Annotated in this window: 21 protein-coding genes and 1 pseudogene; 13 read left to right on the forward strand and 9 right to left on the reverse strand. The window is 71.5% G+C overall.

What is annotated here, in order from left to right; translation table 11 throughout:
- Positions 1–46: 46 nt before the first annotated feature.
- Positions 47–1,276 carry a PP2C family protein-serine/threonine phosphatase gene (locus AB0958_RS24690; RefSeq protein ID WP_366892635.1) on the reverse strand — a complete coding sequence of 410 codons (1,230 nt, stop codon included), beginning with the start codon at positions 1,274–1,276 and terminating at the stop codon, positions 47–49.
- 248 nt (positions 1,277–1,524) lie between these two features.
- Between AB0958_RS24690 and AB0958_RS24695 the strand changes: the two genes are divergently transcribed.
- The 4 genes from AB0958_RS24695 to AB0958_RS24710 all read left to right on the forward strand — a co-directional run bounded on the left by AB0958_RS24695 (position 1,525) and on the right by AB0958_RS24710 (position 3,918).
- Positions 1,525–1,770: a DUF5133 domain-containing protein gene (locus AB0958_RS24695; protein WP_366892636.1), complete on the forward strand. Its 246-nt coding sequence runs from the start codon at positions 1,525–1,527 to the stop codon at positions 1,768–1,770.
- 99 nt (positions 1,771–1,869) lie between these two features.
- A complete protein-coding gene (locus AB0958_RS24700; protein WP_366892637.1) occupies positions 1,870–2,766 on the forward strand; it encodes an NAD-dependent protein deacetylase in 897 nt (298 codons plus the stop codon).
- A 50-nt stretch (positions 2,767–2,816) separates the two neighbouring features.
- Positions 2,817–3,074, forward strand: coding sequence for a hypothetical protein (locus AB0958_RS24705; RefSeq protein ID WP_366892638.1), 258 nt, complete (start codon positions 2,817–2,819; stop codon positions 3,072–3,074).
- 55 nt (positions 3,075–3,129) lie between these two features.
- Entirely contained in the window at positions 3,130–3,918 is a 789-nt protein-coding gene (locus tag AB0958_RS24710) for an OBAP family protein (RefSeq protein ID WP_366892639.1), read from the forward strand.
- Positions 3,919–4,087: 169 nt separating this feature from the next.
- Here the strand turns inward: AB0958_RS24710 and AB0958_RS24715 are convergent, their stop codons facing one another.
- From AB0958_RS24715 to AB0958_RS24725, 3 genes are all read right to left on the reverse strand, one after another.
- Positions 4,088–4,438: an ANTAR domain-containing protein gene (locus tag AB0958_RS24715; protein WP_366892640.1), complete on the reverse strand. Its 351-nt coding sequence runs from the start codon at positions 4,436–4,438 to the stop codon at positions 4,088–4,090.
- A 139-nt stretch (positions 4,439–4,577) separates the two neighbouring features.
- Entirely contained in the window at positions 4,578–7,535 is a 2,958-nt protein-coding gene (locus tag AB0958_RS24720; protein ID WP_366892641.1) for an aminotransferase, read from the reverse strand.
- An 84-nt stretch (positions 7,536–7,619) separates the two neighbouring features.
- Positions 7,620–8,060 carry an Lrp/AsnC family transcriptional regulator gene (locus AB0958_RS24725; RefSeq protein WP_366892642.1) on the reverse strand — a complete coding sequence of 147 codons (441 nt, stop codon included), beginning with the start codon at positions 8,058–8,060 and terminating at the stop codon, positions 7,620–7,622.
- A 236-nt stretch (positions 8,061–8,296) separates the two neighbouring features.
- Here AB0958_RS24725 and AB0958_RS24730 point away from each other — a divergent pair, with 236 nt between their 5' ends.
- From AB0958_RS24730 to AB0958_RS24750, 5 genes are all read left to right on the forward strand, one after another.
- Positions 8,297–9,274 carry a DUF4129 domain-containing protein gene (locus AB0958_RS24730; protein WP_366892643.1) on the forward strand — a complete coding sequence of 326 codons (978 nt, stop codon included), beginning with the start codon at positions 8,297–8,299 and terminating at the stop codon, positions 9,272–9,274.
- Positions 9,271–9,807, forward strand: coding sequence for a hypothetical protein (locus AB0958_RS24735; RefSeq protein ID WP_366892644.1), 537 nt, complete (start codon positions 9,271–9,273; stop codon positions 9,805–9,807). Before AB0958_RS24730 ends, AB0958_RS24735 begins: the two co-directional genes overlap by 4 nt.
- A 64-nt stretch (positions 9,808–9,871) precedes the next feature.
- Complete coding sequence (locus tag AB0958_RS24740) at positions 9,872–10,879, forward strand: MoxR family ATPase (RefSeq protein WP_366892645.1); 1,008 nt, start codon at positions 9,872–9,874, stop codon at positions 10,877–10,879.
- Entirely contained in the window at positions 10,876–12,222 is a 1,347-nt protein-coding gene (locus AB0958_RS24745) for a DUF58 domain-containing protein (protein WP_366892646.1), read from the forward strand. Before AB0958_RS24740 ends, AB0958_RS24745 begins: the two co-directional genes overlap by 4 nt.
- Positions 12,219–12,827 carry a hypothetical protein gene (locus tag AB0958_RS24750; RefSeq protein ID WP_366892647.1) on the forward strand — a complete coding sequence of 203 codons (609 nt, stop codon included), beginning with the start codon at positions 12,219–12,221 and terminating at the stop codon, positions 12,825–12,827. The genes AB0958_RS24745 and AB0958_RS24750 overlap by 4 nt, the downstream gene beginning before the upstream one ends.
- On the opposite strand, the gene AB0958_RS24755 is transcribed toward AB0958_RS24750, so the two are convergent.
- Positions 12,808–13,011, reverse strand: coding sequence for a suppressor of fused domain protein (locus AB0958_RS24755; protein WP_366892688.1), 204 nt, complete (start codon positions 13,009–13,011; stop codon positions 12,808–12,810). The two genes, AB0958_RS24750 and AB0958_RS24755, sit on opposite strands and share 20 nt — an antisense overlap.
- Before the next feature lie 214 nt (positions 13,012–13,225).
- Here AB0958_RS24755 and AB0958_RS24760 point away from each other — a divergent pair.
- The 4 genes and pseudogenes from AB0958_RS24760 (at position 13,226) to AB0958_RS24775 (ending at position 18,049) form a co-directional block, all read left to right on the forward strand.
- A pseudogene (locus AB0958_RS24760) lies at positions 13,226–14,154 on the forward strand (ADP-ribosylglycohydrolase family protein).
- Positions 14,155–14,290: 136 nt separating this feature from the next.
- The gene (locus AB0958_RS24765) at positions 14,291–14,986 is read left to right on the forward strand and encodes a type III effector protein (RefSeq protein ID WP_366892648.1); all 696 of its coding nucleotides are present in this window, start codon (positions 14,291–14,293) and stop codon (positions 14,984–14,986) included.
- Positions 14,987–15,052: 66 nt separating this feature from the next.
- Complete coding sequence (htpG, locus tag AB0958_RS24770; RefSeq protein ID WP_366892649.1) at positions 15,053–16,972, forward strand: molecular chaperone HtpG; 1,920 nt, start codon at positions 15,053–15,055, stop codon at positions 16,970–16,972.
- A 351-nt stretch (positions 16,973–17,323) separates the two neighbouring features.
- Entirely contained in the window at positions 17,324–18,049 is a 726-nt protein-coding gene (locus AB0958_RS24775) for a DUF4142 domain-containing protein (RefSeq protein ID WP_366892650.1), read from the forward strand.
- Positions 18,050–18,154: 105 nt separating this feature from the next.
- Here the strand turns inward: AB0958_RS24775 and AB0958_RS24780 are convergent, their stop codons facing one another.
- The 4 genes from AB0958_RS24780 to AB0958_RS24795 form a co-directional block, all read right to left on the reverse strand.
- Entirely contained in the window at positions 18,155–18,520 is a 366-nt protein-coding gene (locus AB0958_RS24780; protein WP_366892651.1) for a metalloregulator ArsR/SmtB family transcription factor, read from the reverse strand.
- 207 nt (positions 18,521–18,727) lie between these two features.
- A complete protein-coding gene (locus AB0958_RS24785) occupies positions 18,728–19,102 on the reverse strand; it encodes a hypothetical protein (RefSeq protein WP_358982003.1) in 375 nt (124 codons plus the stop codon).
- Between the two features lie 139 nt (positions 19,103–19,241).
- Positions 19,242–19,721 carry a DinB family protein gene (locus AB0958_RS24790; protein ID WP_366892652.1) on the reverse strand — a complete coding sequence of 160 codons (480 nt, stop codon included), beginning with the start codon at positions 19,719–19,721 and terminating at the stop codon, positions 19,242–19,244.
- Between the two features lie 239 nt (positions 19,722–19,960).
- Positions 19,961–20,869, reverse strand: a complete 909-nt coding sequence (locus AB0958_RS24795) for a hypothetical protein (protein ID WP_366892653.1) — start codon at positions 20,867–20,869, stop codon at positions 19,961–19,963.
- Positions 20,870–20,873: the final 4 nt, after the last annotated feature.

The raw sequence follows: 20,873 nt of genomic DNA on the forward strand, positions 1-20,873 counted from the left end.
GGCGACGGTCCCCACGGCGAACGCCCGCCGGTCTTTGCCGCTGACGTCAATCTGGGCGCGATTCCTCATTGCCGCCCTGCGGGCGCCATTCGAAGAGCAGGATCGTCGCGTCGTCCCGGAACTGGTTGCGCTGGTAGTCGAGGATGGCGTGGATGAGCAGCCGCAGCACCTCGGCCGGTCGCTGACCGGCGGCGTTGGAGCGGATGATGAAGTCGGTGAACCGGTCGAGGCCGAACTCGGCACCGTCCGCGTCCCGCGCCTCCACGACACCGTCGGTGTACAGCAGGACGCAGTCACCCGGTTCCAGTTTCGTCTCGTGGACCCGTCGGACCGCCGGGGCGAGTGGGCCGGCGAGGCCGAGCGGCGGCTGCGGGGGGCTGTCCAGCGCTCCGGGGAGCACGCGCTCGTCACGGATCAGCAGCGGTGGGGGGTGCCCGCAGTTCACCCAGTGCAGCACTCCGGTCTTCGTGTCGAGCCGGCACAGCACACCCGTGCAGAAGTGGTCGGGCAGCCACTGGGCGACCGCCTGGTCGACGGAGCCGACGACGTCGCCCAGGTCTCCCCCGCCGCGGCGCGTGTTGCGGGCCGCGGCCATGGCGACCGACGTGGTGAGGCCGGCGGTCAGGTCGTGGCCCATGCCGTCGAGAATCATCGTGTTCAGCACGTGCTTGATCACCGAGTGGTCGAAGGCGTCGCCTGCGATGTCGTACGCCGGTTCGAGGACCGCGGTCGAGACGCACCTCGTGGTGCCGATGGTGCGTGGCGGCAGGAAGGCCCGCATCATCTCGGTGGGCAACCGCATGGGTGCGGTACGGGTGCGGGCGGCGAGCCAGTCGCTGTAGGCACGCTTGGAGGTGATCAGCATGGCCAGCAGGTGGGCCAGCATCCGGGCGCGACGCATCAGCAGTCCGTCCAGCGAAGCGGTGCGCACTCCCAGCACGCCCAGCCGCTCCGCGCCGTCGACCAGGGGTATCCAGACGACCAAGCCGTCATCCGCGTCGGACACCCGTGAGGAGATGGTCCGGTACGCCCAGCCGGCCGTCGAGCCCTCCACCGGCAGCGACACCAGGGTCTCATCGAGGGGGATGAGGAGCCGTTGCTGCAGGTCGGCGAGGTAGATGCGCGCGGTGCCCAGGCCGAGGGCCGCTGCGCACCTGTCGGCCAGGGCGGGCAGTTCGACCGGCAGGGCCGTCTGTGCCTCGGTGATCAGCCGTTCCAGCCGGCTCTCGTCCGGGGCGGGGTCGGAATCGGCCCCGGCGTGCGGTGGGTCGGGCACGGAGATCACCCCTTCCCTGCCAGTCTCACACCGACCGTCCTCTTCCACATCCGAGGAGCAGGGACGGCGCGGCGGCGGCAGACCGTGGCCGGACCGCGAGGGCCGGCGTAGATCCCGCAGGGCGGGGCACTTGATCACTTGCTCGACGTCGTCCGGTGCCGCAGGCAGCGGACGACCGTTGATCGAACCCGTTCTTCGCGGTGGCGTCCCGGTGCCTTGCGAGCTGTGCCTGTGTGAAAGGAACCCCCATGATCCTTCCGGCGGAGAAGGAACTGCGCGCCGTACTGGCCAAGTTCGCCCAGGCCCGTATCGAACACGATGTACGTCCGACCGGACGCACCAGCAGGGCACTCGAAGACGCCACCTACACCTTGTGCGCGCTGACCGGAGCCCGCACCGTCGATCAGGCGCTGCCCGCCGCGGACGCGCTCCTGCAGCGCTACCGCGCAGACCGTGACGCCACCCGGCAGAAGAGCTCGACCCTGGCGGCCTGAAACAGCCATCGGGCAAGGCCAGGCGCCGTGCCGTCGGGCGCAGCGGGCGAGGTCCCGGTCACGCACCGCGGAACGCCGTCGATTCCTTACCCTGGCGGCATGCGCATGCGTCCCACCCTGAGCTGGACCCCCGGCGCGGAACTGCCACCGGGCACCACCGATCTGCGGCCCGTCGTCGACGCGCTGAGCGCCGGCGGTGTGCTGGTGCTCAGCGGGGCGGGCATCTCCACCGAGTCGGGGATCCCCGACTACCGGGGCGAGGGCGGGAGCCTGAGCCGGCACACCCCGATGACCTACCAGGACTTCACCGGGAGCGCCCACGCCCGCCGCCGGTACTGGGCGCGCAGCCACCTGGGGTGGCGCACCTTCGGGCGGGCCCGCCCCAACGCGGGGCACCTGGCGGTGGTCGCGTTCGCCCGGGACGCCCGGATCACGGGTGTGATCACCCAGAACGTCGACGGTCTGCACCAGGCCGCCGGCAGCGAAGGCGTCGTGGAGCTGCACGGCAGCCTGGACCGGGTCGTCTGCCTGTCCTGCCGCGCCTTCAGCCCGCGCCGCGAGCTCGCCCGGCGGCTGGAGACCGAGAACCCTGGCTTCGACCCGGTGGCCGCCGGGGTCAACCCGGACGGCGACGCCGACCTCACCGACGCCCAGGTGGGAGACTTCCGCGTCGTGCCGTGCGCCGACTGCGGGGGCGTCCTCAAACCGGACGTGGTGTTCTTCGGCGAGGCGGTGCCGCCGCAGCGCGTCGAGCACTGCCGGCGCCTGGTCCGCGAGGCGACCTCGCTGCTGGTCCTCGGCTCGTCGCTGACGGTGATGTCGGGGCTGCGGTTCGTCCGTCAGGCGGCGCAGGAGGGCAAGCCGGTGCTGATCGTCAACCGCGACCCCACCCGGGGCGACCCCCACGCCCTCACCCGGGTCGCCCTTCCGCTGGGAGCGGCCCTGACCACCGTCGCCGACCGGCTCGGCATCCCGGTCGGCGGGCCGGCCGACTGAGCCCTCGTCCGGCGGGTATCCGCAGCCGTGAGCGAAGGGAGACCTGGCACATGGCAGCGGATGCGAACTCCGCCAGGATCACGGGGAAGGTCCAGGGCCGGGACATCGTCCTGTCCGGGCGCCCGTCGAAGGACGAGATCCGGGACACGGTCTGGTGGTGGCAGGGCGACGGCCACGAGTACGACGACTCCTGCACCGATGTGATCGCGACTCTCGGCGGCTACTACCAGGTCCCTAGGGACTCCCGGACCCCCGAGGCCGTCGACCTGGTGAACCTGGTGCACACCGAGCTGAGCCCGGCGGACTGACGAACGTCGAGGCCGGGTTCGGGGCGTTGTTCCCTGCTGCGTGCCGCCTGGAGTCGTGCCCTGTCCGCGACGCCGCGCCGTTGTTACGGCCACCGGGGGCAGGGCACCCGTCGGCCATGGCATTCGCACACGGCACGCACGGCTCGCGCGGGTCCGGCAGGGGAACGGCCGCGAGGCGGCCACCGTCAGCAAGATCGGCAAGGGGCACCCGCTCAAGCACCGGGCGCTCGACCTGGCGGCCGGCGCCGTACAGCGGAAGTATCCGCTGGAGGCGATGAGCACGTATCTCAACGGCTTCCACCTGTACGCCCACGACATGGGCCGTCAGGTGGAGGCCACGCACTTCTGCTTCCATCTCCGGCACGACCTGCACCAGTGCGTGATCTTCGACCGCAACGCGCCCGACGCCCGGCTGATCGGCATCGAGTACCTCATCGGTGAGGAGCGCTTCCGCGGCTTGCCCGCGGACGAGAAACGGCTGTGGCACAGCCACCACTACGAGGTGAAGTCCGGCATCCTCACCGCCCCCGGCATCCTCGACATGGCCGAACACGCCTATTTCGAGGACCTGGTGACCACGTACGGGAAGACGTTCCACACGTGGCAGTACGACCGCGACGACTTCCCCTACGGCATTCCGCAGTTGATGATGGGCTTCACCGGGGACGGACAGGCGGCGGACGAGCTGATCCAGGCGCGGGACGAAGAACTGGGCGTCTCGACGTCTCGCAAGCGGCAGAAGCGGGCGGACATTCCCACGCCGGAAGTGGCGCAGGGTGCCAACGTCTGGGAAAGCGGCCGGACGGTGCAGACACGCGTCGAGGAGCTGGATTTCAAACGCTGAGCCGCAGGCCGGCACATCGGACTGACGCGCACTCCGGCCGAAGCCCGCACGGGGCGCCACCCTCTTCGGGTCGGTGCCCCGCGGCTGTGTCCGGGCTCGGTCAGTGGGCCGGTGTGAGCGCGACCTCGTCCGAGGACAAAGACTGCGTGGCTCCCGGCTGGGGGCGGCCTCAGGCGTGGTGGTGGTGCCAGCTGTACCGACTGATGGCCCGGTGCAGTTCGGTCCGTTCGGGTGGGGGGAGGTCGCCGCCCTGGGCGAAGGCGAGGATGTGCTGGGCGATGGTGGTGAGTTTGGTGTTGGTGCGCTGGGAGACGTCCCGCAGGCCCCTCCAGGCTTCCTCCGCGGGGAGCCGGCCCAGGACCATGACGACGCCGATGGCCTGATCGATGGTGGCGTGCGAGGTGACGGCCCGCTGGAGCTGGCCGCACTCGGCTTCCAGCCGGTCGTTCTCGACGGCGAGATCGGTGGCGGACAGGAGCGTGAGCGGGCGCGTCCGGGAGAGCACGAAGAAGGCTGCCATGAGTCGTCGCCAATGGGTGTGGGGGGAAGCGTCGTACGGGCGCTTTGGGCTCTCCCTCAATTTCCCGGAGGTCCGTTCCGTATGCCCGTCGCAGCTCCGTGTGCTCCTTGCGGCGACCCCGGAGGCATGCCTCGTCACGTCAGCGGGCGTGCGCGAGATCGGCGAGGGCGTGGTCCAGCATGTCGACGAAGAAGTCGGCCGCGGCGATGTCGATGCAGAGCGGCGGCTTGATCTTGAGGATGTTGAGATGGTCCCCGGTGGGCTGGACGACCACCCCGAGGTCGAGCATGCGGTCGCACAGTTCGGCGGTCTCCTCCGTGGCGGGCTCCAGGCCGACGCGGTCCCGGACGAGTTCGAGGCCGAGGTAGAGACCCGAGCCGTGCACGGCGCCGATGACGTCATAGCGGCCGGCCAGTGCTTCCAGGCGGCGCTTCAGATGACCGCCCACGCGCACGGCGTTCCCCTGGAGGTCCTCGTCACGCAGGACGTCGAGGACGGTGAGGCCCACGACACTGGAGACCGGGCTGCCCCCGGTCGAGGAGAAGAAGTAGCCCTGGTCCCGGTACCGGTCCGCAACCGCCTTCGACGTGATGACGGCGCCGAGGGGGTGGCCGTTGCCCATCGCCTTGGCCACGCAGACGACGTCGGGGACGACCCGCTGCTGCTCGAAGCCCCAGAACCAGTGCCCCAGGCGGCCGTACCCGACCTGGACCTCGTCGGCGACGGCCAGGCCACCGTGACGGCGGACCGCCTCGTACACCTGGGCGAGATAGCCGTCGGGCAGGGCCACTCCCCCTGCGTTGCCGTAGAAGGTCTCCGCGACGAACGCTCCTGCCGGGCGGCCGGAGGCGGCCAGCGCGTCGATCACCGCGACGGCCTCGGGCCCGTAGCGCACGGCGTCCGCCCCCCGGTGCCGACCGCGGTAGGAATTGGGCGAGTCCACGGTGTGCACCCAACTCGGGCGGGTGGTGAGGGCGTTCGGGTTGTCCTGGAGAGAGGTCGAGACCGCGTCGGATGCGTACGTCCAGCCGTGGTACGCCTCGCGCAACGCGACGACGTCGTGCTGCCCCGAGGCGCCGATGGCCAGCCGCAGGCCCAGATCCACCGCCTCGGAACCGGAGTTGACCAGGAACACCGTGTCCAGGGGTGCCGGCAGCAGGGCGGCGAGGCGTTCGGTGAACTCCACCACCGAGGCGTAGTGGAAGCGCGAGTTGGTGTTGAGGCGCCGCAGTTGCCGGGAGACCGCGCGCTCGACGCGGGGGTGGGCGTGGCCCAGTGGGGTGACGTTGTTGACGATGTCGAGGTACGAACGGCCCTCGGTGGACAGGAGATGGTGCCGCCAGCCTCGCTCGATGCGGGGCGGGTCGACGTAGTAGTGCCCCTGTACGGCCGCGAACACGGCGTCGCGCCGGTCGAGCAGGTCCCCGTCCTGCGTACGGTTGGTGGCCGGGAGCCCGAGGAGCGGAGCGGGGTCGGCGGTGAGCGGCAGCCACCCGGCTGCGTACTCGGGGCGGACCAGGTCGGGGACGGCGGGACCGTCGGCGGTGCGCAGCGCGATGTGGAGCGAGGATCCGGAGGGGACACGGGCGACCTCCTCCCCCGCCTCGACCACCGCGCCGGCGGCGACAGCGGGCTTGACCGTTCGGGGAAGGGACAGCGCCAGCACGTGCGAGCCATGGGTGAGCTCCACCCGGCCGGGACCGGCGGCGAGGACCTGCCCCGCGAGGGGAGCCTGGACCACGGCGTCCCGCCCGAGCCACAGGTCGATGCCGCCGGCCACCGTGGCACGGGAGGCGGCCGAGAGGGCCGGGGTCCGGGTGAGCCGTGCCTCGGCGTACCGGGTGGTGACCGCGACCGCGCCGTCCGCCAGCGCGCGGGCGGCCAGCCGGTCCTCGACGCCGGCGTCGAGCCAGGCCCCGTGGTCCATGGAGTCGGCGCCGGTGGACAGGTCGAGGGTGGTGATGTCCGCGGCCGCGAGACCGCGCAGCAGGAAGTGCGCGGGTGCCTCGGCCCCGGCCCGTACGCCGCCGAGGCCGACCGCGTCCTTGACGAGGTGGGTCATCACCGGCAGGGGCAGACACGTGGCCTGTTCGAATATGCGCCACTCGCGCTCGATCGCCGCCTCGGCGTACGCGTTGTCCCCGTCGACAGCGGTCTGCTGGCATCCGCTGACGACCAGGCCGGCGGCGCGCAGGACGACCAGCGGCCACAGCGCCTCCGCCTCCTGCGGGGAGAGCGGCCGGACCGCGTGGAAGGCTCGGACGGCGGGCAGCACGGCATGGGGTTCGATGCCGTCGTGGTGGAGCATCGAGGAGAGTGACACGGCGAGTTCGCCGACCGCCCAGCTCGTGGTCAGGTCACCGAAGTCGATGATGCCGTCGGGCAGGGGCGGGCGGCTGTCGGGACGACGGATCAGGTTGTCGTCGGTGAGGTCCAGGTGCACCGCCTGCAACGGCAGCTCGGATGCCAGTTCCTGCACGTGTGCCCAGGCAGCGGCGGTCGCGGTCCGGACGGCGGCGCGCCGGTCGGGTTCGTCGACGTGCCCGGCGAGCCTGGCGACGACCCGGTCGGCATACCGCAGGTCCCACTGGAGAACGCGCTCCAGGCCCGGGTGCCGGAAGTCGCGCAGGACGGTGCTGGCCTTCCCGGCGATCGTGCCCATGGCCGCCACCGTGCCCGGGGACAGGTGCCGGCGTCCCGACAGCGGACCACCGGGCAGGTGACGCAGCAGTCGGGCGACCGCCGGGCCGTTGTCGGTGTCCACCACCGCACACCGCGGCGAGCCGTCGGGGCGGCGCAGGACGGTCGCGACGCGCAGTTCCGGATGGGCCGCGGCGATCAGGTCGGCCGCCATGTCCTGGGCCTCGATCTCCACGGTGCCGAAGGCCGTGTTGGCGATCTTCAGGATCGCCAGGACCGTCCCGTCCTCCGCACGCAGCAGGAAGTTGGCGTCCTGCTGGCTGCCCAGTTCCTCCGCGGCCGCGGTGACGCCGAGGTACCGGGCGGCGATGCGCTCGGCCTCGGCAGGCGTGGTCCGGGGGGCGGGCAGGGCGCCTTCGGTGAAGAAGTCGATCGTGCGGTGTTCGGCGTGCGGCATGCGGGGTCCTCGGCTTGGCGTCGGAGCGTGAGCGTGGGGTGGGCAGGTGGTCGGCGGGGCGGACGGGACGGACGCTCAGGTGCCTCAGTCGGCGTTCCACAGGAACCGGTGGGTGTGGATCGAGAAGTAGGGGAAGTTCTCCACGGCTGCGACACCCTCGACGGTCTTGACGACGTCGTTGATGAAGTCCAGGAGGTCGCGCGGCCCGCTGCAGACGACCTCCGTGAAGAGATCGAAGCTCCCGGCGGTCAGGACCGTGTACACGACTTCGTCGTGCCCGGCCAGCTCATCGGCCACCGCCCGGGGGTCGCCGTCGACGCGCAGGCCGAGGAGCGCCATCGCCTGCCGGCCCTGGGTCATGGGGTCGGTCACTCCGACGACCTGGACCGCCTTGGTGTCGATCAACCGTTGCAGCCGCAGCCTCGCGGCCGAAGGCGACAGCCCCACCTTGGGTCCCAGTTCGGCGTAAGGGACGCGGCCGTCGACCTGGAGCTCCCGCAGGATGGCCCGGTCGATCTCGTCCATGAAGTACCTCTCCCGCACGGAAACCACACATCGCTACAGCTGATACAAGCACGATGCCGGATCACGGCACTCGAATCAAGCGTGAGAACGATCGAATCAATCACGGCGGGTTCCGCCGGCGGAGGTCGCACGCCGCCGGGTCGAGCGGGGCGCAGGAGCAGCGGACACAACCTCCCCCCTGCTGACACACCGTCGAACCGTGTGCGAAGCTGCGATCACGAGGGAGGGGTGGGTCGGTGGGGCGGGAGCGTACGGTGGGCGGGCCGCGGCGGCGCGGCACGATCGGCGCCGCGCAGGCGGCGTCGGCGGTGCTGGCGGTGGGCGGAACGGCCCTCGGAGCACTGCTGCTGCGCCCCGACACGGACGTGCCGGCCGAGGGCCGCGGGCCGCTCGGCGGCAACCCCGTCCTCGTGGTCGGCCTCGCCCTGCTGTCGTTCCTCGGCGGCTTGGCGCTGCGCGCGAAGTACCGGGACCAGGTCGGCGCCGCCCAGGACCTGAACCCGGTGGAACAACGGCTGGCCGACGGCGTGGGCCGCGTCCTGTTGGCCGCGTCGCTGGTCGTGCCGCTGCTCGTCCTGGTCCTGCACCGGTTCGGCTCGTCGGGCAGCGGCCACGGCGGCGCCGTCGAGCCGTCACCCCCTCCGAGCTCGCGGCAGCAACCGTCGCCCACCGCGCCCACCGGACTGGGATCCGGACACGCGGGTCACAGCGTGCACTTCGGGCTGACGCGCATCCTGCTGGGCCTCGGCATCGCCCTGCTCGTCGTGGTCGTCCTGATCGCCGGGCTGCGGCTGTGGCGGCACCTGACCCGCCCGCCGGCGCCCGAGGTCCAGGCGACGTACGCGACGCTCGACGACGAACGGGAACGCCTGGCCCAGGCCGTGGACTCCGGGCGCCGCGCCCTGCTGGACGGAGCCGACGCCCGTGCGGCCGTCATCGCCTGCTACGCCGCCATGGAGGAGTCGCTCGCCGACTCCGGTGTGCACCGGCGCGTCTCGGACAGCCCGCAGGACCTGCTGGATCGGGCCGTCGCCGGGGGCCTGCCCAGCGGGGCGGCCGCCGCAGCGCTCACCGCGCTGTTCCGTGAGGCCCGTTACTCCACACACCCGATGGGCGGCGGCCACCGCGACCGGGCCGCGGCCGCGCTCGCCGAGATCGCCGACGGCCTGCGCTCGCCGACATCAGGCCCCGCCGCCGTGGCGGGTGCCTCGTGAAGGCGCCCACCCGGATACGGGCCGTCGTCGACTCCGCGTCGGGGACACCCGGTTCCGTACGCCACTCGCTGGTCTTCCTCGGCACCGCCGCGGTCGCGGCCGAGGTGCTGCTCGCCCTGGCCGACGGTGCCGCCGCGGCCGCCGGCGGTCTCGCCGTCATCACCGCGGTCGCACTGGCCCTGGGACGGTATGCCGCGGGCGGCGGCGCCGAGGACAGCGGCTACCGCAGGCCCGTGCGTCTGCTGGCGAGCCGGGCCCCGGCGCTCGGCGGGTGGCGGCACGTCGTGTCCAAGACCCTCGCGGACGACGGGGAGGCGCACTTCCCCACGGTCATGCGTCCGCAGTTGCAGCGGCTGTTCGCCGCCCGGCTGGCAGAACGGCACGGCGTGGCGATGTACCGGAACCCCCAGCGGGCCCGGGCGCTGGTCGGACCCGAGCTGTGGCCGTGGATCGACCCCCAGGCCGCCGCTCCCGGGCCCACTCTCCCCGAGCCCGTCCTGCGCCTGCTGCTCGACCGCCTGGAAACCCTGTGACCGGCGCTGCTGCGGTCGTCGCCGCAGCCCGCGCGTCCCGACCCCGTCTGGTGAGGAACCGACCGTGACCAGCCCGCAGCCCATCCCGGACCACGACACCCTGACTCCCCGGCAGGCGGGTGAGAGGGCGGCGGCCGTGCTCGACGAGATCGGCAGGGCCGTGGTCGGCAAGGCCGAACCACTGGCGCTGGTGATGCTCGGCATCCTGGCCGGCGGCCATGTCCTCATCGAGGACCTGCCGGGACTCGGCAAGACGCTGCTGGCCCGCTCCTTCGCCACCACGCTCGGCCTGGACTTCCGCCGCATCCAGTTCACCCCGGACCTGCTGCCCTCCGACGTCACCGGAGCTCCGTTCTACGACCAGCGCACCGCCGACATGGTCTTCCGGCCCGGCCCGGTCTTCACCCACCTGCTGCTCGCCGACGAGATCAACCGCACCCCGCCCAAGACCCAGGCCGCGCTGCTGGAGGCGATGGCCGAGTCCCAGGTGTCCGTCGACGGAAGCACCCGGCCGCTGCCGGAGCCCTTCATGGTCGTCGCCACCGCCAACCCCATCGAGTACGAGGGCACGTACACCCTGCCCGAGGCCCAGCTCGACCGGTTCCTGCTGCGGGTCCGCATGGGCTATCTGACGGCGTCCGAGGAGACGGGCATGCTGCGCGCGCGTGTCGACCGGGCGGCCTCCGAGGCCGTGCTGCGCACGCTCAGCGGTCCGGGCGAGGTGCTGGCCATGCGGGCCGCCGTCGAACGCGTCGAGGTGGCCGACGACCTGCTGGAGTACGTCGTGGCGCTGGTCCGCGCCACCCGCGCCCACCCGCATGTCCAGGTCGGCGCCTCGCCGCGCGGCGGTCTGGCCCTGGTGCAGCTCGCCCGCGCCCGTGCCGTCCTGGACCTGCGGGACTACGTGACACCGGAGGACGTCAAGTCGGTGGCGGTGCCGGCCCTCGCGCATCGCGTCACCCTGAAGCCGGAGCTGTGGGTCCGGCAGATCGACGGCGACGACGTGCTGCGCGAGGTCGTGCAGTCCGTGACCGCCCCGCAGACCTTGCCACGCACACCGGTCGCGTCATGACGGAGCACGTGCCGGCCCGACGAGCGGCCGCCGCGGTCCAACGGGCCCTGGTCGGCCGTCACGACGTGACCGCCGACCCGCCGCCACCGCCCCCGCCCGGCCTTCGTGCCGGCGAACGCGCCCTGCGACTGGGCACGTTGGCCGCCGTCGCGCTGGCCGCCGCGCTGGTCACCGGACGCCCCTGGGTACTCGCGCTGGCCGCAGCGCCCCTGGTGCTGCTCGCCCTCGCCCTGCCGAACGGGCCGCGTCCGCGGGCGGTGTCGGCCGAGCCCGAGGTGGAGCCGCGGCGGTGCTTCGAAGGCGAGCAGGTGACGGTGCGGATCACGGTGTCCTACGACGGTGAGACCGGCCGTCTGGACCCCGGCGTCACCCTCGGCCACGGGGTCCGGCTCGACCACCTGGCGGTCGGCCCGCACCAGGTGGATCTCGTTCTGACCGCGCGGCGTTGGGGTCGCTGGACGCTCGGCACGGTCGACGTCGACGTCTACGACCGCGGCGGGCTGGCCCGGCGCACCGTCCGGGCCGAACTCGGTGAGATCGCCGTCTTCCCGCTGCCCGGACACGCCGGTCTCACGCCCGTACCGGTCCGGCTGCCGCAACGGCTCGGGGAGCACACCGCCGTGCAGCGCGGCGAGGGCGTCGAGGTGACTGGTGTGCACCCGTACGTGCGCGGCGAACGGCAGCGGCGGATCCACTGGCCGGCCACCACCCGCCGCGGCACCCTTCAGGTCCACCAGTTCGCCGCGGAGCGCACCGCCGACACCGTGGTGCTGCTGGACGTGCTCACCGACGTGGTCGACCCGGTCACCGGCGCGTCCTCGCTCGACGAGACCTTCCGAGCCGCCGCCGGGCTGGTCCGCGCCTACCTGGGCACGCACGACCGGGTCGGCGTCGTGTCGGTCGGTGGCGTGACCCGCTGGCTGCAACCGGGCGGCGGCCAGGGGTACTTCTACCGCATCGTCGACAGTGTGCTGGAGGTCCGCAAGGACCGCGCGTACCGCACGGAGGGACTGAGCCTCCTGCCGCCGCCGGCGTTGCCCGCAGGAGCGCTGGTGTACGTCCTCACGCCGCTGACCGACCAGCGGATTCTCGACGTCCTGCACCAGGTGCGCGGACGGGCCAACCCGATGGTCGTGGTCGAGATCCCCACCGGCGAGCCGGTCCTGGAACCCGGCGACACCGAAGGGGAACTGGCGCTGCGGCTGTGGCGGGCGGACCGCGACGCCATGCGCTTCGCCCTCATGGAACGCGGCATCGCGGTCGTCGCCCACCGGCCGGGCGAGACCCTCGACCTCGCCCTCGCGCCGCTGCTGCGCACCCGCATCCACGGGGGCACCCGATGACCACGCCTCCTGCCCGGGCAGCCCGGCCGGCCCCGCGTCCGGCCGACAGCCGAGCGGCCCTGCTCTTCACACGCCTCACCTCCCGTATCACCGACCGCCTGCTCGGCACGGCCCTTGCCGTCGCCGCCTGCGACCCGCCGGCCGCCCTGCACGCATCAGTGCCGGTCAGGGTGCTGGTCCTGGGGGCGGCGATGGCGGCATGGTGGGCCGCTCCGATGGTCGACGCCCGCCCCGTCCTGGCCTCCGCGCGCTGGCGGACCCTGGCGGCCCGCCGCAGGACGACCCTGTTGCCGGCGGCGGCGATCGCGGTCGCCGCGGCCAGCGGTCCCCCGGTCTGGCTGGTCGTCTGCATCGCCGCCCTGCTGCCCGCCTACCTGCTCGTCACGGACCCGTGGACAGCAGGTGTCACCGCCCCGCCCGGCCACCCGAAGGCGACACCCGCGCTGGCGGCCGCCGCCGCGACCGCGGTGGTACTGCTCGCCGCCGAGGCGCCGGTCGCGGGCACCTCATGGGCACGGCTGCCCGCCTCACTCGCCATCGCCGCCACCGCTCTCTGCCTGGTACTGGCGCTGCGCGGACGCGGATTCAGACGACAGACCTCCTGAACGGATCAGTGGGGACGATCCGTGCCTCGTCGAAGAGCCGTTCCAACGCCTCGTGCCCGTGGGCCACACGGAACTCGATCTCGGCGGCGGTCACGGGCAGGGCCCGCACAACACGCGCGCGCTCCTCGGGCAGCGGGCAGTGTTCCAGGCCGGACCCGTGGAGGTAGGGCAGGCTGATCAGCAGGTGGTCGCAGGTGGAATCCGGAACCCCCGTCTCGCCGTTCCATCCCGGGGCCGTGGTCGACGACCTCTACGGAATGCCCCTCGAAGAACACCCGGACATGTGTCTCAAGGGCCTCTGCGGCCGGCAGCCTCGCGGCATCCATCGCGCGATCATGCCAGACCTTCGACGGCACAAGGCCGCACGGGCGTCGGCGCGGCCCGGATAGCCTGCGTGGATGGAGCGGATGCAGCGGGTGGCCGGCGCGGTTGTCGGCTCGGCGGCGGGTGACGCACTGGGTGGCCCCTTCGAGTTCGGTCCCCAGGGAGCGTTCTCCGCGCGGTTTCCCTCGCCCGGTGCCGGCGGCGAGATGTGCGGGGGCGGCGGCTGGGGCCCCGGCGAGGCCACTGACGACACGCAGATGGCCGTCCTGGTCGGGGAGTCCCTGCTGGAGCGAGGTGGACTGGACCTGCCGGACGTCTTCGCCCGCTTCCAGCGGTGGGCAGCAGCGGAGCCGAAGGACATCGGCCTGCAGACCGAAGACGTCCTGACCAATGGCATGTCCTGGGACCTCGCCGCCGCAGTCCATTTCCAGGTCAACCGACGTGCGGCGGGGAACGGCTCGTTGATGCGTGCCTCGACCTCGGCGGTCTATTTCGCACCCGCCGGCCGAGAAGCCACCATGGACGCGGCCCGCCGCATCGCCGCTCTCACCCACGGGGACCGTGCGGCCTGGGAAGGCACCGCGGTCCTTCACGAACTCGTCCGGGTCACGCTCGAGGAGGTCGACCCCCTCGCAGCGCTCCCGGACATCCTGGCTGTTGTCCACCCCGACCACCGCGACCGCTGGGCCACGGTCCTCGCGCCCGACTGGCGCCCCGCTCAGGCAACCGAGTTCAACGGCGCCGTCTGGCCCTGCCTGGGCTCCGCCGTCTGGGCCCTGCGCACCACCACCGGCTTCGAAGACGCGATACGGGCGGCGATCGACCTCGGCGGCGACACGGACACCGTCGCCGCGGTGACCGGAACCCTCGCGGGCGCGCGCTACGGGCTGGACGCGATCCCCGCCGTTGGACCCAGCCGCTCCATGTCCCCCTCCCGGGCTTCGGCGGGCGGGTGCTGGGCCTGGCGGATCTACTGTGGCTCGCACACCGCCTCGGGGGCTGACCCGGGCTTTGCTCGTCCGTCCCGGTGCAGGCCGCGTCGTCCGTCCGATGACGAACACGGCCGCTGGGTCCGGTTGCCGCGTCGGATATGTCGTCGTTACGATGACGCGGTCAGCACGAGTGAAGGGGTTCAGGCAGTGCACGAAGACCGTGCGCGTTCGGCGGCCGCCGGCCCTGCGTCGTTTCTCGCCGCATCCGCGGCGCTGGGCATGATGGACGCCGCCGTCCGCACCGCCCGCCACACGCCACCGGACGACACCGGTCAGAACGACCCCGGCCAAGCGCTCGCGGCTCTGATCCTGCTGCGCCACCTGCGCGAAGAGCTCGCGACCTGGGAGAGCGGTCTGATCGAGACCGCGCGCGGAGCCGGGGCCACCTGGGCCGATCTGGCGGAGCCGCTCGGGGTGGCGAGCCGCCAGGCAGCCGAGCGCCGTTATCTGCGCCTGCGCCCGGACGCCTCGGACGGCACGGCCACCGGGAGCACCAAGGAGGAGCGGGTGCGGGCGACGCGCGACCAACGCGCCGCCGACCGTGCCGTCGTCACCTGGGCCCGCCGTCACGCCACCGATCTGCGTCGCCTCGCCGGACAGATCACCGCCATGGACGATCTCGGCAGCGGCGCCGCCCCGGCCGTCGAGCACCTGCTGGACGCCCTCGGCGAGGACGACCCGGCCCGGCTCCTCGAACCGCTCGGAAGAGTCCGTCCGCACCTTGAGGCCGATCACCCGGGCATCGCCGACCGGATCGGGCGGATCGGGGCTCGCGCCGAGCAGTTGCGCGCGGACAGCGGCCACCGTCGCCGTCATGACCGTGACCGTGACCGGGAGAGCTGACGGCACGACCGGATCGCACCACCATCCCCTGTCCCCTCGTCGGATTCCCCGAAGGAGAAACCCCCAGTGAGCAGCGGTACCGAGACGCTCGAATTCCAGGCGGAGACCCGCCAGTTGCTACAGCTGGTGATCCATTCGATCTACTCGAACAAGGACATCTTCCTGCGTGAACTGATTTCGAACGCCTCTGACGCACTCGACAAGCTCCGCCTGGAATCGCTCACGGACTCCACGCTCGACGTCGACACCTCCGACCTGCACATCACCCTGGAGGCGGACCAGGAACAACGCACCCTGACGGTGCGCGACAACGGCATCGGCATGACCCGCGACGAGGTCGTGGAGCTGATCGGCACGGTCGCCAAGTCCGGTACGGCCGGGCTGCTGGAGAAGATCAAGGAATCCAAGGACGCGGCCGCGGCGCAGAGCCTGATCGGCCAGTTCGGCGTGGGCTTCTACTCGGCGTTCATGGTGGCCGACCGGGTCACCCTGCGCACCCGCCGAGCCGGCACCGAGGAAGGCACCCTGTGGGAGTCGCAGGGAGAGGGCACCTACACGGTGCAGGCGGTCGACGGTCTGCCCGTCGGGACCTCGGTCACGCTGCATCTGCGGCCGGCCGACAGCGAGGACGGCCTCGCCGACTACCTGGCAGGCTGGAAGATCCGCCAGATCGTCAAGCAGTACTCGGACTTCATCCGCTGGCCCATCCGCATGGAGCGGGAGCAGGGTGCCGGGGACGGCGAGGAGACGGCCGGCGAGCCGGAGACGCTGAACTCGATGAAGGCCCTGTGGGCACGGCCCCGCAACGAGGTGTCGGAGGCCGAGTACAGCGAGTTCTACCAGCAGATCAGCCACGACTGGCAGGCGCCGGCCGAGACCATCCACATGCGCGCCGAGGGCACGTTCGAGTACGAGGCACTGCTGTTCCTCCCCGCCCAGGCGCCGCTCGACCTGTACTCCCCCGGCGCCAAACCGGGCGTGCAGCTCTACGTGAAGCGCGTGTTCATCATGGACGACTGCGACGCGCTGATGCCGAACTACCTGCGCTTCGTCAAGGGGGTCGTCGACGCGCACGACCTGTCGCTGAACATCTCCCGCGAGATCCTGCAGCACGACCGTCAGATCCAGGGTGTGCGCCGACACCTGGTCAAGAAGGTACTGCGTGCCGTCAAGGACATGCAGACGAACAACTCCGAGGGCTACGAGGCGTTCTGGGGCCAGTTCGGCAGGGTGCTGAAGGAAGGGCTGGTCGAGGACCGCGACAACACCGACGCCCTGCTGGAGCTGGTCTCGGCGGCTTCCACCCACGACCCGGAGAAAACCACCACGCTGCGCGAGTACGTCGCCCGGATGAAGGACGGCCAGGAGGCGATCTACTATCTGACGGGCGAGAACCGCGCCGTGGTGGAGAACTCCCCCCACATGGAGGCCTTCACCGCCAAGGGGTACGAGGTCCTCATCCTCACCGACCCGGTGGACGAGATCTGGGCCGCCCAGGTCCCCGCCTTCGACGGTCACCGGTTCCAGTCCATCGCCAAGGGCCAGGTCGACCTCGACCCGACGGACGACGGCGATGCGCAGGCCCAGGCCGACAAGGCGCAGCGCGAGAAGGACTTCGCCGACCTGCTTCCGTGGCTCGAAACGACCCTGTCCGAACACGTCAAGCAGGTCCGCCTCTCCACCCGGCTGACCACCTCGGCCGCGTGCATCGTCGGCGACACCCACGACATCACACCGACCCTGGAGAAGATGTACCGGGCGATGGGCCAGGAACTGCCCCCGTTCAAACGGATCCTGGAGCTCAACCCCACGCACCCGCTCATCACCAACCTGCGTCAGGCGCACGCCGCGAACGCCGACGAACCGGCACTCGTCCAGACCGCGGAGCTCATCTACGGCAGCGCGCTGCTCGCCGAAGGCGGCGACCTGCCCGACCCCGCTCGCTTCACCCGCCTCCTGACCGAACGCCTCACCCACAGCCTCTGACATCAGGGCGTGTTGCGAAAGTCCCGTCGCCCGTCCGTCGGGTGTCGTCGGCGAGCCGGGAAGGACCAGAAGTGTGCGGGATGGGACCTGGCCCTTCCCGGCCGCCGGTACATGGTCGGCCACCAGGCACCCGGCCCCGGTAGGGCCGAACGGTCCCGTCCCGCGCCGCGGACAGGGCCGAACGGCCCTTCTTCGCTCCGCTCGGCGAACGGAAGTGAACTGACGGCACGCCATACCGCCGCCGCCCGCCGATTGCTTTACCGATCCATGACGAGCCCAAAAGGTTCTGCGGACCTTTCCCATCCGTAGGTCTGTGCGTGCGGGATCCGATGAAACGGATCAGGAGACGCGGTGCTCGTTTCACAGAAAGCGGCGGGAACTCTCTTTCTTGGCGGTGCGATCAGCATCACCCTCGGCTCTCTGCTCTACCCCTCCCTGCTGGGAGTGCAGAAGGTCAGCAGCGCACCCGCACGGATCATCGCCAAGCCGGCGACCGGCCCGCTGACGGAAGCCGACCGGGATTTCGTGGTCAAGGTCCGCTCGGCGGGGCTGTGGGAGTATCCCGTCGGCGAGAAGGCGTCGCGGAAGGGGACGACGGCGGCGGTCCGGAGCGTTGGGGAGCATCTGGTCGACGGGGACGCCGCGTTGGACGCCGCCTGTCGCACCGCAGCCGGGCAGTTGGGCATCGCACTGCCCGACCAGCCGTCACCTCAGCAGCAGGGCTTCGCGGCCCGGCTGAAGGCGGAGAGCGGAAAGCGGTTCGACTCGGACCTGGCCACCACCGTGCGCGTGACGAACGGCCAGTTCCTCACCACGATCGCCGGCGTCCGCACCACCACCAGGAACTCGCTGGTCCGCGCTCTGGCCGACCGGGCCAACGACACCGCGCTCGACCACATCGCAGCGGTCGAGAAGACCGGTCTTGTCGATTTCGGCCAGGTTCTCGTCCAGCAAACCGCCTCGCCCGACCTCGCCGCCCAGGACCTGACCCCACCACCCGCGACCCCGGGCCTGCCGCAGGTCGTCCTCACGCCGCCGGCGAACAGTACGGTCTCGCCGAGTCCGACGGTGGGGTGAAGGCAGCGCGATCCGTCGTCCGTCGCCGTCCGTCGTCACGCTCGCCATCGGTCACATCGCTCACATCGGTCACATCGGTCACATCGGCCACATCGGCCACATCGGTCAGACGCGATCGTGCGCGGGGACGGGCTCGGTGGAGGCCTCGGCCTCCCGGAGTTCGGCGAGGAGGACGTTCTGCCCGTCGAGGAGTTCGGTGAGGATGCGCCGGGCCGCGCGCAGCAGGTCGGCGACGTCGCCGCCGGCCAACGCGTAGCGGACGGTGGATCCCTCCCGGATGGACACCACGATGCCGGACCGGCGCAGGACGGCCAACTGCTGCGAGAGGCTGGACGGCTCGATCTCGATGTCGGCGAGCAGGTCCCGTACCGGAACCGGCCCGTGCTGGAGCAGTTCCAGGACCCTGATCCGGACGGGATGCCCGAGCATACGGAAGAACTCCGCTTTGGCCTGATAGAGGGGGACTTTCATGACCATTCGCTCTCTGCCGGTCGGATGACGTGGAGGGGGGTCGCCGGGCAGTGCGGCGGTGCCGTGCGGCACCGCCGCGTTGACCTCGTACGGCCGATCCTCGCCGCTCAGGGCCCTGTGCAGGCACGAATTGGGATCATGCTGATGTGGTCACTTGAAGAAGTCTTCACATCGTGGGCGCACGAGACCCCGGGCCTTGTGGCACACCTAGACCTCGAGCTGTTCCTCGACCCGCCTGAGCTGGTGACGGGCCATGGCCAGGTTCGAGCGCTCCTTGTCGAGGACCAGGTACAGGAACAAGCCGTTGCCGCTGCGGCCGGTGATGAGGCGGATGAGGTGATACTGGCTCTCCAGCGTGATCAGGATGTCCTCGATCCGGCTCTTCAGCCCCAACTCACTCATCGTGCGCACCTTGGCGCGGATCACATCCGTGTTCCCTGCCGCGGCGATGGTCAGGTCGAGGTCCTTGCCACCGCCCAGCGTCCCCAGAGCCATGCCGCTGGTGTAGTCGACGACAGCCGCTCCCAGGGCCCCCTCGGTCCCGGTCATCATTTCCTTCAGTGACACTTCCACACTCGCCATGACGGCGCCTCCCCTTTGGGTGTCGGTTCGGGAAGGGACCGTAGGCCCGGCGCTACGACGCCGGTGCACTGTTTCCGAGTCCGACGCATATTGACCGGGGGATCGCATGTTCAGTTCGTTTGAACGGTGGTGTCAGGGCTCATCCGGCGCGTACCTGCTCGCGCAGGATGTCGGCGTGCCCGCAGTGGTGGGCCAGCTCGCGCAGGACCTGCAAGTAGACCCAGCGCAGCGTGCGCGGGCCGGCCCGGTGGCCGGTCACGACGGCGTCCAGCGACAGCTCGGCGACCACCGCGCGGGCCGTCGCGCAGGCCTCACGGTGGGCTGCCGTGACGGAGGCGACGGTGTCGGCGTCGGCGAGCCGGAAGGACTCGTCCGGGGTCTGTACCAGGCCGAGCTCCCGTCGGGGCGTGCCGCCGACGCACTCCTCGAACCAGATGCGCTGCATCCAGGTGACGTGCTTGAGCAGCCCGAGCAACGTCGTCGCCGAGGAGACGAGCCGACGGCGCGCCTGCTCCTCGGTGAGACCGTCGAGGGTTGCCTCGACAGCGCTCCGGTACTCCTCGACGAACGCGTCGAGCTGAGTGCGTTCGTCGTCCAGCGGTACCTCGAACGTGCCCATCAAAGTCTCCCCTCACTGTCACTGCAACTTCTGCAGCACGCCGAACTCGTCATCGTCGTCGATGCCCCGATTCTTGAGGGCTTGAGGGCCTTGAGGGTGGTGTCCACGACTGCCGCCAGCGCGGGCAGGCCTTCCTCGCAGGGGCCGGCGGCGCTGTGCCTTGGCGGGGTCTTCGCGACCGCCGTCGGCTTGCCCCGCGCGTCCGCGCCAACGGGGCCACAGGCCATGGTCACCAGCGGTCACTCGGTGGACGGGCCAGGACGGCGGGTGAAACGCCGTAGCCCGCGGCGGGTGGGTTTGAGGGGCTTGTCCTCGGGAGCCGCCGGCCCTTCCCCTGGGGGCAGGGCTTCCCTGGCTGTGACCTCGGGCGGCAAGGACGCCGTGCCCCGTTCGAGTCGGGTCCGGACGGCCTGGGCCATGGCCTGATGGGACGGTTCCAGCAGCAGGCCGGCCGCGGACAGGTGCTCCCACATGTGCAGCAGTTCCTGTCCTCGGGTGGCGATCTGGGCTTCGTCCCACAGCCGTTGCCAGGCCGCGGTGGCGCGGGCCACCTCGGGTGCCGCCCGGCTGAGGTCGGTGCGGCAACGGATGCGCGCCACGGTCAGCGCGAGCATGGTGGAGAGCAGGTAGTCGCCGCGCAGAAAGGCGAGGTACGCCTCGATAGCCCGTGCCTCCAGGGCGAGTTCGTCCTCCGCGCCCCTGCGCAGGGTGAGGTGCTCCCGCAGCGCGCTGGCGAGGACGAACGCGGCGTGCAGTTCATCGCGTTGCGCGTGCTGGATGATGCGCTCGACACGGGCGAGCGGAGGAAACGCCGCCTCCTCGGCGGCGGTACGTTCGCGCCCGGGTGGGAGGTCCTCCTCGTCGCCGATGGTGCGGCTGGAGCCGTCGGGGTACACGCGCAGGCGGGCCACCTGCATCACCGTGCGGTCGATGACGGTGGCCGCGACCGGGGCACCCAGGGTGCGGGCGAACATGGCGACGGCGTCGAGGATCGCCTCGTTGGGCCGTCGTATGCCGCCCATCTCCAGGAGATGGCCGTTGACCACCGTCGACCCGTCCTCGGCCACATAGGCGTCGAGCCGGATCAGCGGCGGTGCGCTGAGCTCGGGCAGATTTCCCCGGTCACGGGGTGTCAGTGAGGAGGTCATCCGC

This window comes from Streptomyces sp. NPDC006655 (genome assembly GCF_040703965.1).
In the GTDB taxonomy this organism is placed as follows: domain Bacteria; phylum Actinomycetota; class Actinomycetes; order Streptomycetales; family Streptomycetaceae; genus Streptomyces.

Coding starts and splice junctions, on each gene's coding strand:
- AB0958_RS24695 (WP_366892636.1), top strand. CDS start 1,525: ATGATCCTTCCGGCGGAGAAGGAACTGCGCGCCGTACTGGCCAAGTTC.
- AB0958_RS24700 (WP_366892637.1), top strand. CDS start 1,870: ATGCGCATGCGTCCCACCCTGAGCTGGACCCCCGGCGCGGAACTGCCA.
- AB0958_RS24705 (WP_366892638.1), top strand. CDS start 2,817: ATGGCAGCGGATGCGAACTCCGCCAGGATCACGGGGAAGGTCCAGGGC.
- AB0958_RS24715 (WP_366892640.1), bottom strand. CDS start 4,438: ATGGCAGCCTTCTTCGTGCTCTCCCGGACGCGCCCGCTCACGCTCCTG.
- AB0958_RS24720 (WP_366892641.1), bottom strand. CDS start 7,535: ATGCCGCACGCCGAACACCGCACGATCGACTTCTTCACCGAAGGCGCC.
- AB0958_RS24725 (WP_366892642.1), bottom strand. CDS start 8,060: ATGGACGAGATCGACCGGGCCATCCTGCGGGAGCTCCAGGTCGACGGC.
- AB0958_RS24745 (WP_366892646.1), top strand. CDS start 10,876: ATGACGGAGCACGTGCCGGCCCGACGAGCGGCCGCCGCGGTCCAACGG.
- AB0958_RS24750 (WP_366892647.1), top strand. CDS start 12,219: ATGACCACGCCTCCTGCCCGGGCAGCCCGGCCGGCCCCGCGTCCGGCC.
- AB0958_RS24780 (WP_366892651.1), bottom strand. CDS start 18,520: ATGAAAGTCCCCCTCTATCAGGCCAAAGCGGAGTTCTTCCGTATGCTC.
- AB0958_RS24785 (WP_358982003.1), bottom strand. CDS start 19,102: ATGGCGAGTGTGGAAGTGTCACTGAAGGAAATGATGACCGGGACCGAG.
- AB0958_RS24790 (WP_366892652.1), bottom strand. CDS start 19,721: ATGGGCACGTTCGAGGTACCGCTGGACGACGAACGCACTCAGCTCGAC.
- AB0958_RS24795 (WP_366892653.1), bottom strand. CDS start 20,869: ATGACCTCCTCACTGACACCCCGTGACCGGGGAAATCTGCCCGAGCTC.